Annotated in this window: 1 pseudogene; it reads right to left on the bottom strand. The window is 60.1% G+C overall.

The window, feature by feature from the left end:
• Positions 1–15: 15 nt before the first annotated feature.
• A pseudogene (locus VL15_RS41340) lies at positions 16–303 on the bottom strand (transposase); the annotation flags it as partial.

Raw genomic sequence — 303 nt, 5'->3', positions numbered from 1 at the left:
CGCTAAGAGACGGTGTCATAAAGACTGCTGAGTCCGCTGCAAGGTGTTCCAGCAGATCAAGCAGCAGCCGAGTTTGAGGAACGCTTCATGGATGTCGGCGCGTCGCTCGAAACGGATACGGAGACGCCGGAAGTGGTGCAACTAGGCATGTGTGCGCTCGACGACCCAGCGAACCTTTCCGAGACCACTGCCGTGAGCTTCCCCGCGCCTGGCGATACTGGTCGGGATGCCGCGATCGTGCATGATGCGTCGGTATTTGTCGTGATCGTAACCGCGATCCGCATAGACGCGCTTGGGGCGGCT

Origin of the sequence: Burkholderia cepacia, assembly GCF_001039005.1 — a bacterium.
Classification (GTDB): Bacteria; Pseudomonadota; Gammaproteobacteria; order Burkholderiales; family Burkholderiaceae; genus Burkholderia; species Burkholderia theae.
Note: the sequence above shows the minus strand (reverse complement) of the source record. Positions and strands in the feature narration are given on the sequence as shown.